Genomic DNA, 11,670 nt, shown 5'->3' on the forward strand with positions numbered 1-11,670 from the left:
GTTAGCTCTCTCGCTTGCGAAAATAAAGTAACGATAAAAAGAACACACTACCAATTGCAGAGGTGATCACGCCAATAGGTAACTCTTGATTGGCAAGTAGAATACGCGACAACACATCAACCCATACCATAAATGTACCACCAACCAGTGCGGTCATCATTAAGCCACTGGGTGTGCCTTGGGAAATAAAAAAGCGCACAATATGCGGGATCATCAAACCAACAAAACCTATACCGCCACACATGGCGACTAATACAGCAGTGATCAAAGAGCTAAGTATCAACATTAATAGTCGAAAACGTTGCACTGGGATACCTAGCGTTACAGCACTTTCATCACCTAATAACATTGCATTGAGCTGACGGCGAAAACCCATCATTATCGCTGTACAACTTAAAATAACTAAAGCAGGTAACCAGAGTGTTTCCCAATGAGCACGAGCAAAGCTGCCTAACGTCCAAAATAAAATAGCGGTGATCGCCTGTGGATCGCTAAAGTACAACAATAAACTAGTAAATGCGCTAAATAAAAATGAGAGCGCCACCCCTGCTAATAACATGGTTTCAACTTGCCCACGACCTGCCCGCCCAGCAATAAAAACCAGTAATAACATAGTGCATAAGCTACCAACAAACGCTGCCGCAGACATGCTAATTCCAGCACTTACACCAGTGATGGTAATAAAGCACACCACGCCAAATGACGCGCCCGATGAAATACCAAATAAATAAGGATCGGCCAACGGGTTACGCGTCACTGTTTGTAAAATTAACCCAGCAATCGCTAAACCAGAACCAGCTAAAAAAGCCAATAAGGTACGCGGCATCCGTAATTGCCTGATGATTCTTTCAATAAAGGAGTCATGCCCTTGCCCTATAAGACTATGGTACACATCAATGAACTTACTGGGGGCAGCACCAAAGCTCAATGCAATAAAAATACTGACAACTGCCAATATTAATGCAGTGACAACAGCTAGAGAGTGATTATTTGCCATTAGTCACTCCCGTCTGATAACCATAAAAGTAGGTAATATGCGGAATCACCTTGTCTAATTGCTCGCTTTGAGGATGCGGGGATACCTCAGCGCACACGCCAAATACATCGCTGAGCATTTTTTCAGTGATCACTTGCTCTGGTGTGCCTGATGCAACTAATCGGCCTTTTTTGAGAACCAACAATTCATCACACATACTCGCAGCGAGATTCAGATCATGAAACGATGCTAAAACGGTCACATTAAGCGACTTAGCCAATTCCATTAGTTGAATTTGATATTTAATATCTAAATGACTAGTAGGCTCATCCATAATGAGTAATTTGGGGCCTTGTACAATAGAGCGCGCAATTAATGCCCGTTGCTTTTCGCCACCCGAAAGAGAATCAAACGATTGCTGACAATGATGGCTCAAGCCAACTTGTTCAATCGCCTGTAAAATTAGTTCTTTATCCGTTGTTGTGGTAGAACTAAATAAGCTTTTGTGGGGGGTAAGCCCAAGGCTTACAACATCATAAAGAGATAAGTTAAATTGCGAAGGTGTTTCCTGCAGTACAACGGCTACCTGTTTAGCATACTCATCCGCACTTAACTGCCAGATGTTCTGTCCGGCAAAGGCAACCTCGCCACTGCCTGGCTTGCTATAACGGTATAAACAACGCAGTAAGCTTGATTTACCTGCACCATTGGGGCCTAACAAACCGATGAACTGCCCTGCTTTTATCGAAAAATCGATACTTTGCAAAATAGTAGTACTGGCTACAGACCAAGATAAGTTGGTAACTTTAAGTAAAGGAGGTGGCGCTGCGTCAGGTGTATGCAATGTGTTGTTCTCTCTGGCGATAGCAAACCCACAGCACTACAACCCATAACATTTATGGTGAAAATAGAAGAGTTAACCCGCTCGTTGATTCAAATTAACGTATTTTGTATCTGACTTATCACCCAGGTGACTTACAGTTGCGGGTACAGTTGAGGACTTTCACCCCATTCCAAAATACATAAGGCTCTATTATGGGCAGGTGAATAAATATTTCAATGAATATCTTTCTAGACGGCTAGTAATCGTATTTAAAAAATAATTCTAGGCCATGCATGACCACTTTCATCAATAAAAACCTCAATGCACACATGCTTACCATAGCCGATGGAGAAAATATTTTGTTGCTGAGATTGTTTAGGTAACTGGCAAATTATCGCGAGCAGCTGTTTGATCACTCCTGCATGAGTGATCACCAACTGCGCTTGAGTGTTGGTTTTTGCAATATCAATTAGTAGAGTGTGCCACCATGTCGCAATCCGTTCATAAAATTCAGCCATGCGCTCGCCACCGGGCGGAGTAACATGCCATGGTTCTTGCCAAAAATCACCAATACTCGGACTATGTGTTTGTTGCCATAAAAATTCATATTTACAACCATCCCACTCGCCAAAGTTATACTCTCGGATTTGATCCGTTAACACTAGGGGGATTTGTTGGCGATTAGCAAGCTCAGTTGCAAATACGCTGCAACGTATTAGCGTAGAACTAATAATGCGTTCTATACCCGTAATTCCGGCAACGGCAGAGTTTAACTGTTCGACACCATTTTTGCTTAATGCAAAATCGGTATGTCCGGCCAAAACACCTTGCTCAACAAGTTCTCCATGACGTAATAAATAAACACGACTAGAAAATGGTGTCATAACATCCTTAGTAAAAATAATGAATCGAGCTTTGAATTATTAAGTAATACCAATCATATCAAGTTACTGACCATTTATAGCGACAGATAAATGGCGTGATAACAAGGCATAAATTTTGACATGTAGTTGTTCTCGGCAATTGCTTCTGCATTGCTCTACCTCCTGCATCCATGCAGTCATTTATACGCAGTTAGCGCTTTATTTAGCTCGCTAGAATGGTTAAATATTTAAGTTGATTGATATAAAGCACCGCTTAAGCTAAACGTATTAAACGCACATCAAAATGCAATACCGCATTAGCACCTATTTTACCGCCATTACCTTTGCGACCCCATGCCAGTTCAGGAGGAATAACAAACTCATAGCGAGAACCAACAGTCATCAATAGGATACCTTCTCGTAATCCTTCAATAGCCTCAGCTAATGCAAACACTTCCGGCATACCCGCTTTATAGCTGTCAGCTATAACACTACCATCTGCTAACATAATACGCTGATTAATTACCACAGTATCTGAATCAGTTACCTGCTCTGCAGACACTTCATCAATTACCTTATACATTAAACCAGAATCACACCGTTGAGTATCAGGGTGACTACTAAACTTTGCAATAAAACTTTCACTGTTTTTACGATTAAGCCCCGAAGAGCCTTTTGATTTTGTTGTCTTTTTCCGTGCCACCTAAGCTCACTTATTTATACTATAAATAAGGTGATTTATCGCATAAGTAGAACAATAAACGCAAGTGTTATAATAAGTTTCGAGTTTCGAGTTTTTCAAGATTAAAATGCAGGAGAGTTAAAGAGGCACCGTTTTAAAGGTGTATGTTGCGCTCTGAGGAGTTCGTGGCGTTCTTTAATCCGTGGGAGCCCTCAACCCACGCTGCGGTATCCAGGTTGACACTGTGCGGCTGATAGCTGACGGCTTAACGCTGACAGCTATACTTTACAACAAAAAACCCGTTACATCGCTGTAACGGGTTTCTATTATTTGGAGCCTGGCGATGACCTACTTTCACATAGCAAATGCTACACTATCATCGGCGCTGTTTCGTTTCACTACTGAGTTCGGCATGGGGTCAGGTGGGTCCAAAACGCTATTGTCACCAAGCAAATTTGGTGTCAGTTCGTATTTCTACGCACTAACTAAAATTTGAAAATGCTGATAATTGTTTTCTTACAACTTAAAGCTTATCGCTTACAGCTGCTAGTAAATCTACTTTAGTTGTCGCGATAAATCACGACCTACAATCTTAACTTCTGCGCTTAAACAGTCACATAAAAATCTGTCTGGAACAGATTTTAACGCACTTGTGCGGCTTTAGTCATTTACATGGACGTAAATGATAAAACGCGTTTGGCGTTGTATGGTTAAGCCTCACGGGTAATTAGTACAAGTTAGCTTAACATGTCACCATGCTTCCACATCTTGCCTATCAACGTTGTAGTCTTCAACGGCCCTTCAGAGACTTTAAAAGTCTAGTGAGAACTCATCTCGAGGCCTGCTTCGCGCTTAGATGCTTTCAGCGCTTATCAGTTCCGAACGTAGCTACCGGGCAATGCCATTGGCATGACAACCCGAACACCAGCGGTTCGTTCACTCCGGTCCTCTCGTACTAGGAGCAACCCCTCTCAATTCTCAAACGCCCACGGCAGATAGGGACCGAACTGTCTCACGACGTTCTAAACCCAGCTCGCGTACCACTTTAAATGGCGAACAGCCATACCCTTGGGACCGACTTCAGCCCCAGGATGTGATGAGCCGACATCGAGGTGCCAAACACCGCCGTCGATATGAACTCTTGGGCGGTATCAGCCTGTTATCCCCGGAGTACCTTTTATCCGTTGAGCGATGGCCCTTCCATTCAGAACCACCGGATCACTATGACCTACTTTCGTACCTGCTCGACGTGTCTGTCTCGCAGTTAAGCTGGCTTCTACCATTACACTAACCGTACGATGTCCGACCGTACTTAGCCAACCTTCGTGCTCCTCCGTTACTCTTTGGGAGGAGACCGCCCCAGTCAAACTACCCACCAGGCACTGTCCGTAACCCCGATTCAGGGGCCAACGTTAGAACATCAAAACTACAAGGGTGGTATTTCAAGGACGACTCCAACAAGACTAGCGTCTCATCTTCAAAGTCTCCCACCTATCCTACACATGTAGGTTCAATGTTCAGTGCCAAGCTGTAGTAAAGGTTCACGGGGTCTTTCCGTCTAGCCGCGGGTACACAGCATCTTCACTGCGATTTCAATTTCACTGAGTCTCGGGTGGAGACAGCGTGGCCATGGTTACACCATTCGTGCAGGTCGGAACTTACCCGACAAGGAATTTCGCTACCTTAGGACCGTTATAGTTACGGCCGCCGTTTACCGGGGCTTCGATCAAGAGCTTTGTCCGAAAACTAACCCCATCAATTAACCTTCCGGCACCGGGCAGGTGTCACACCGTATACGTCATCTTGCGATTTTGCACAGTGCTGTGTTTTTAATAAACAGTCCCAGCCACCTGGTCACTGCGGCTCCCGTCCGCTTAGAGAGTAAATCTCATCACAGATAGGAGCGTACCTTCTCCCGAAGTTACGGTACGATTTTGCCTAGTTCCTTCACCCGAGTTCTCTCAAGCGCCTTAGTATTCTCTACCTGACCACCTGTGTCGGTTTGGGGTACGATTCGGTATAATCTGAAGCTTAGAGGCTTTTCCTGGAAGTATGGCATCAGCAACTTCACCACCTTAGTGGCTCGTCTCGTGTCTCAGTCTTAGCAACCCGGATTTTCCTAAGTCACCAACCTACTCACTTTCACATGGACTACCAACGCCATGCTTGCTTAGCCTGCTCCGTCCCCCCATCGCAATTATACCAAGTACGGAAATATTAATCCGTTTCCCATCGACTACGCCTTTCGGCCTCGCCTTAGGGGTCGACTTACCCTACCCTGATTAACATGGGATAGGAACCCTTGGTCTTCCGGCGTGCGGGTTTTTCACCCGCATTATCGTTACTCATGTCAGCATTCGCACTTCTGATACCTCCAGCAACCCTCCCGGGTCACCTTCAACGGCTTACAGAACGCTCCCCTACCACTCAAAATAAATTTTGAATCCGCAGCTTCGGTGCATAGTTTAGCCCCGTTACATCTTCCGCGCAGACCGACTCGACCAGTGAGCTATTACGCTTTCTTTAAAGGATGGCTGCTTCTAAGCCAACCTCCTGGCTGTCTGGGCCTTTCCACATCGTTTCCCACTTAACTATGACTTTGGGACCTTAGCTGGCGGTCTGGGTTGTTTCCCTCTTCACGACGGACGTTAGCACCCGCCGTGTGTCTCCCGGATAGTACTTTACGGTATTCGGAGTTTGCAAAGGGTTGGTAAGTCGGGATGACCCCCTAGCCTTAACAGTGCTCTACCCCCGTAAGTATTCGTCCGAGGCTCTACCTAAATAGATTTCGGGGAGAACCAGCTATCTCCCGGTTTGATTAGCCTTTCACTCCTAGCCACAGGTCATCCCCTAACTTTTCAACGTTAGTGGGTTCGGTCCTCCAGTTGATGTTACTCAACCTTCAACCTGCCCATGGCTAGATCACCGGGTTTCGGGTCTATACCTTGCAACTATTCGCCCAGTTAAGACTCGGTTTCCCTACGGCTACCCTAATCGGTTAACCTCGCTACAAAATATAAGTCGCTGACCCATTATACAAAAGGTACGCAGTCACAGAACTAGTCTGCTCCTACTGCTTGTACGTACACGGTTTCAGGTTCTATTTCACTCCCCTCACAGGGGTTCTTTTCGCCTTTCCCTCACGGTACTGGTTCACTATCGGTCAGTTGGGAGTATTTAGCCTTAGATGATGGTCCACCTATATTCAGTCAAAGTTTCACGTGCTCCGACCTACTCGATTTCACTTAAAATGCATTTTCATGTACGGGACTATCACCCTGTATCGTGGCACTTTCCAGAGCCTTCCATTAACACATTATAAGCTTAAGGGCTGTTCCGGTTTCGCTCGCCGCTACTTCCGGAATCTCGGTTGATTTCTTTTCCTACGGGTACTTAGATGTTTCAGTTCTCCGCGTTCGCCTCGTTAACCTATGTATTCAGTTAACGATACCTGCAAGCAGGTGGGTTTCCCCATTCGGAAATCTTAGTCTCAAGTGCTTTTTACTAGCTCGACTAAGCTTATCGCAAGTTAATACGTCCTTCATCGCCTCCAACTGCCAAGGCATCCACCGTGTACGCTTAGTCACTTAACCATACAACCCAAACGGGTCTTTGTTTTGTGACAGTTTAACTTCGCCAGAAGTTAATATTGAATACTAAAGTAGATACCAATCAATCATTTCAAAGAAACAATTAAATGGCACTGAATGATACTGCTATCATTCTTTTTTACTTTTGAAAACTCTGTATAAATAACAATGTTATTCATACGAATTTTATTATCAGCTTTTCCAAATTTTTAAAGAGCATATTAATTAATAAACCTTGCGGCTTACTAACTAACAATCATCTGTGTGGACACTTCGAACAAATAAGTTCTAAATCGTATAAGGAGGTGATCCAGCCCCAGGTTCCCCTAGGGCTACCTTGTTACGACTTCACCCCAGTCATGAATCACTCCGTGGTAAACGTCCTCCCGAGGGTTAGACTATCTACTTCTGGAGCAACCCACTCCCATGGTGTGACGGGCGGTGTGTACAAGGCCCGGGAACGTATTCACCGCGTCATTCTGATACGCGATTACTAGCGATTCCGACTTCATGGAGTCGAGTTGCAGACTCCAATCCGGACTACGACGCACTTTAAGTGATTCGCTTACTCTCGCGAGTTCGCTGCACTCTGTATGCGCCATTGTAGCACGTGTGTAGCCCTACACGTAAGGGCCATGATGACTTGACGTCGTCCCCACCTTCCTCCGGTTTATCACCGGCAGTCTCCTTAGAGTTCTCAGCATGACCTGCTAGCAACTAAGGATAGGGGTTGCGCTCGTTGCGGGACTTAACCCAACATCTCACAACACGAGCTGACGACAGCCATGCAGCACCTGTATCAGAGTTCCCGAAGGCACCAAACCATCTCTGGTAAGTTCTCTGTATGTCAAGTGTAGGTAAGGTTCTTCGCGTTGCATCGAATTAAACCACATGCTCCACCGCTTGTGCGGGCCCCCGTCAATTCATTTGAGTTTTAACCTTGCGGCCGTACTCCCCAGGCGGTCTACTTAATGCGTTAGCTTTGAAAAACAGTTCCGAGGAACCGAGCTTCTAGTAGACATCGTTTACGGCGTGGACTACCAGGGTATCTAATCCTGTTTGCTCCCCACGCTTTCGTACATGAGCGTCAGTGTTGACCCAGGTGGCTGCCTTCGCCATCGGTATTCCTTCAGATCTCTACGCATTTCACCGCTACACCTGAAATTCTACCACCCTCTATCACACTCTAGTTTGCCAGTTCGAAATGCAGTTCCCAGGTTGAGCCCGGGGCTTTCACATCTCGCTTAACAAACCGCCTGCGTACGCTTTACGCCCAGTAATTCCGATTAACGCTCGCACCCTCCGTATTACCGCGGCTGCTGGCACGGAGTTAGCCGGTGCTTCTTCTGTAAGTAACGTCACAGCTAAGCTCTATTAAAACTTAACCTTTCCTCCTTACTGAAAGTGCTTTACAACCCGAAGGCCTTCTTCACACACGCGGCATGGCTGCATCAGGCTTGCGCCCATTGTGCAATATTCCCCACTGCTGCCTCCCGTAGGAGTCTGGGCCGTGTCTCAGTCCCAGTGTGGCTGATCATCCTCTCAAACCAGCTAGGGATCGTTGCCTTGGTGAGCCATTACCTTACCAACTAGCTAATCCCACTTGGGCTAATCTTTTGGCGTGAGGCCCGAAGGTCCCCCACTTTGGTCCGTAGACATCATGCGGTATTAGCAGTCGTTTCCAACTGTTGTCCCCCACCAAAAGGCATATTCCCAAGCATTACTCACCCGTCCGCCGCTCGTCATCTTCTAGCAAGCTAGAAATGTTACCGCTCGACTTGCATGTGTTAGGCCTGCCGCCAGCGTTCAATCTGAGCCATGATCAAACTCTTCAATTAAAAGTTTTTATGTTCCGTAGAACAGCTCAATGAATTCTGAATTTATTTAATATCTTTCGATATTGAATTGACTGTGCTGCAATAAATAAATTTATTGCTGTTGGTCACTCAGTTTCAATTGAGACTCTAAATTTGTTTGCGTTACTACCTAAGTAGCTTCGCTGTTAGAACTCAATCTGTACGAGTGCCCACACAGATGATTGCTTTATATTGTTAAAGAACGCTTGAGTTGCCTTGGCGACTCAAGGGAAGCGAATTTTACGCTTTCCTATTTTTTTGTCAACACTTAATTTTAAACTTTATTAAAAATCTAAACTCAAGTTTTACTCGACTTACTAAGTGACTTACTTGGCTCGCTATGCGTTGCCTGCTCTGCCGTCTCAGTGGGGTCGCATTATAGGGCGCCGCGAATTTTACGCAAGCGTTTTTTAATAGAAACATAAAAAAAAGCGAACTTCGCACAAAAAACGCACTAAGACACATAAAACATGTAGTTTACTGAATAAAAAACAGACAAACTTTTCTCGAGAGGATCTTAAGTATTACTTAGGTTTTGTATTTAGCAAGTTTTTAGTATAAAAAAACACCACAGTGGCGTGGTGCTTTTATTGTCTGCTACAAAACTTCCTTAATATAGTATGCTGTAGAGCTTTCTACGATATTTTGCGGCTAAGCTATCGCCATCAGGTAAAGACGCTATTACATCTAAAAAAGTAGGCTTTGCTTGAGCAAAATTTAAATCTTTTTTCAAAATGTTAAAAAGTAGCTCTAACGCTTCTTCTTTACGACCAGCCTGATTTAATGCGTCAGCAAGCTCGGCTTTAATTTCTAAATCATTCGGGTATTTTTCAACCTGAACTTGCAATGCTTTTATTTCTGGTGATTCTTGTGCTAAAAGAGCCTGCTCGCATTTTGCTTGAATATTTGTAAAGTAAGCATCACGCTCATTTTCTGCTACAGATGCCAGTAGTGCTTGCGCATCATCAAGCTTATGTATTTGTATACAGATATCTGCCAACACCAATTTAATTCGTGCATTGGTAGTGTCTAATTCGTAAGCTTGCTTTGCATAATTGAAGGCACTATTAAGATCTTGTGCTATTAAAGCCTGTTTAGCTTGCTCTAGCAGTAATTCGTGTTGTGCTGGTAAATGCTTAGCTAACACATCGCGTATTTGTTGCTCAGACTGTGCCCCCGCTAACATATCAACTGGCGCAGAATCTTTCAAAAACACAAGAGTTGGCAGTGTTTGCAAACCAATTTGTTGTGCTAATTGCGCAGCTAATTGCTGTTCAATATCACAATCTAACGTTGCAACGAGTAAATGCTCACCGTATTGGCTGACAATTTTTTCTAAAATGGCTGCTTGCGATTGACACTCAGGGCTCTGTGCAGAGTAAAAGCTAAGTAGTACCAGTTTTTGCTGTGAAGTTTCACCTAGTACTTGTTGCAGGTTTTGCGGATTAACATTGACCATATTATTCATTACGATTGATTGCCATATCAGACTATTTAGGGTTTTATATGGTGGCAGATACAATAATTACAAGCCCCGCTCACAAGCCATAAATCAAAAAGGTCTTTTATGAAATTTCACAAACTTTACGCCGCCCTACTTTTTATAAGTCCACTGGTCAGCGCCACGACGTTAGATCTCAAGCTAGATAAAACCATGCCTGCAATTGAAAAGTTTTACTTAGATTTACACCAGTCCCCCGAACTTTCTTACCACGAGCAACAAACAGGACAGAAAATAGCAAAACAACTCAAACAACTTGATTTTAAAGTCACTGACAATGTTGGTGGGTTTGGCGTAGTCGGAATTTATAAAAATGGTGATGGTCCAACAATTATGATCCGCACTGATACCGATGGTTTACCTATTATTGAGCAAACTGGCAAACCATATGCGTCTAAGGTCACTGTTACTAATGAGCATGGTGCGACTGTTGGTGTAATGCATGGCTGTGGCCACGATATTCATATGAGTTCATTCATTGGTACTGCTCAGCAGTTAGTGAAGCATAAAGATGCATGGCAAGGTACTTTAATGATGGTAGCACAACCTGCAGAAGAAGTGGGGGGTGGCGCAAAAGCAATGCTCAAAGAGGGGTTATTCTCTAAATTCCCCACTCCTGATCATGTTATTGCTCTGCATGTCAGTGCCAGCGTACCTGCAGGGAAAGTCAGTATGAAAAACGAGTACACCATGGCAAGTGTCGATTCTGTTGATATTACAGTCAAAGGAAAAGGCGGTCATGGTGCTTATCCACACACTACGATTGATCCTGTGGTCATTGCATCACGCATTGTATTAGCACTACAAACCATCACTAGCCGTGAGCTTTCACCGTTAGAGCCATCAGTAATAACTGTTGGCTCTATCCATGGTGGCTCTAAACATAATGTCATTTCTGATGAAGTGAAATTACAACTTACTTTACGCAGTTATAACCCCGAAGTGCGTTTACAACAAATTGCAGCAATCAAACGTATTTCACAAGGGATTGCATTAAGCGCTGGCTTAGAAGAATCGCTTATGCCAGAAGTGTTTGTGCATGAAGATGAATCAATTCCCTCAACTTATAATAACCCTGCACAAACAAATATTGTTCGTAGTGCAATTAGTGCTGCAATTGGTGCTAGTAATGTACTAGAAACAGAAGCGGTAATGGCTGGGGAAGATTTTGGCTTGTATGGTCGAACTGACAAAAATATTCCCATCACCTTGTTTTGGTTAGGTGGGGTTGAACAAGCTCAATACGCTGCGGCACAAAAATCAGGGACCACTTTACCATCATTGCATTCAAGTAAATTTGCACCTGATTATAAAGTAGCACTGCCAACAGGAATAAAAGCGATGAGTAATGCTGCCGTTGCGTTATTTAATCAGTAAAT

Annotated in this window: 6 protein-coding genes, 3 rRNA genes and 1 riboswitch; of the genes, 1 reads left to right on the forward strand and 8 read right to left on the reverse strand. The window is 44.2% G+C overall.

Annotation, left to right across the window (positions count from 1 at the left end; genetic code table 11):
• Nucleotide 1: 1 nt before the first annotated feature.
• From KAN5_RS10520 to KAN5_RS10555, 8 genes are all read right to left on the reverse strand, one after another.
• Nucleotides 2–997, reverse strand: coding sequence for an iron ABC transporter permease (locus KAN5_RS10520; RefSeq protein WP_244389672.1), 996 nt, complete (start codon nt 995–997; stop codon nt 2–4).
• Nucleotides 987–1,820, reverse strand: a complete 834-nt coding sequence (locus tag KAN5_RS10525) for an ABC transporter ATP-binding protein (protein WP_138554556.1) — start codon at nt 1,818–1,820, stop codon at nt 987–989. Before KAN5_RS10525 ends, KAN5_RS10520 begins: the two co-directional genes overlap by 11 nt.
• Nucleotides 1,821–1,903: 83 nt before the next feature.
• Nucleotides 1,904–2,047, reverse strand: a riboswitch (cobalamin riboswitch).
• Nucleotides 2,048–2,068: 21 nt separating this feature from the next.
• Nucleotides 2,069–2,683 carry a histidine phosphatase family protein gene (locus KAN5_RS10530; RefSeq protein WP_016709908.1) on the reverse strand — a complete coding sequence of 205 codons (615 nt, stop codon included), beginning with the start codon at nt 2,681–2,683 and terminating at the stop codon, nt 2,069–2,071.
• Nucleotides 2,684–2,936: 253 nt separating this feature from the next.
• A complete protein-coding gene (locus KAN5_RS10535; protein WP_016709909.1) occupies nt 2,937–3,365 on the reverse strand; it encodes an FKBP-type peptidyl-prolyl cis-trans isomerase in 429 nt (142 codons plus the stop codon).
• Nucleotides 3,366–3,679: 314 nt separating this feature from the next.
• Nucleotides 3,680–3,794, reverse strand: a 5S ribosomal RNA gene (gene rrf, locus KAN5_RS10540).
• A gap of 256 nt (nt 3,795–4,050) precedes the next feature.
• Nucleotides 4,051–6,937 (reverse strand): 23S ribosomal RNA (locus tag KAN5_RS10545).
• A 295-nt stretch (nt 6,938–7,232) separates the two neighbouring features.
• Nucleotides 7,233–8,772 (reverse strand): 16S ribosomal RNA (locus tag KAN5_RS10550).
• The 16S, 23S and 5S rRNA genes sit together here, the layout of an rRNA operon.
• A 628-nt stretch (nt 8,773–9,400) precedes the next feature.
• Entirely contained in the window at nt 9,401–10,258 is an 858-nt protein-coding gene (locus KAN5_RS10555) for a tetratricopeptide repeat protein (protein WP_244389673.1), read from the reverse strand.
• Nucleotides 10,259–10,357: 99 nt separating this feature from the next.
• Here KAN5_RS10555 and KAN5_RS10560 point away from each other — a divergent pair, with 99 nt between their 5' ends.
• Nucleotides 10,358–11,668, forward strand: coding sequence for an amidohydrolase (locus KAN5_RS10560; RefSeq protein ID WP_016708065.1), 1,311 nt, complete (start codon nt 10,358–10,360; stop codon nt 11,666–11,668).
• Nucleotides 11,669–11,670: the final 2 nt, after the last annotated feature.

This window comes from Pseudoalteromonas sp. KAN5, from assembly GCF_022846535.1.
In the GTDB taxonomy this organism is placed as follows: Bacteria; Pseudomonadota; Gammaproteobacteria; order Enterobacterales; family Alteromonadaceae; genus Pseudoalteromonas; species Pseudoalteromonas haloplanktis.

Bases quoted from the DNA above. Each gene is read 5' to 3' on its own strand.
- KAN5_RS10520 (WP_244389672.1), bottom strand. From the start codon at position 997: ATGGCAAATAATCACTCTCTAGCTGTTGTCACTGCATTAATATTGGCA.
- KAN5_RS10560 (WP_016708065.1), top strand. From the start codon at position 10,358: ATGAAATTTCACAAACTTTACGCCGCCCTACTTTTTATAAGTCCACTG.
- KAN5_RS10530 (WP_016709908.1), bottom strand. From the start codon at position 2,683: ATGACACCATTTTCTAGTCGTGTTTATTTATTACGTCATGGAGAACTT.
- KAN5_RS10555 (WP_244389673.1), bottom strand. From the start codon at position 10,258: ATGAATAATATGGTCAATGTTAATCCGCAAAACCTGCAACAAGTACTA.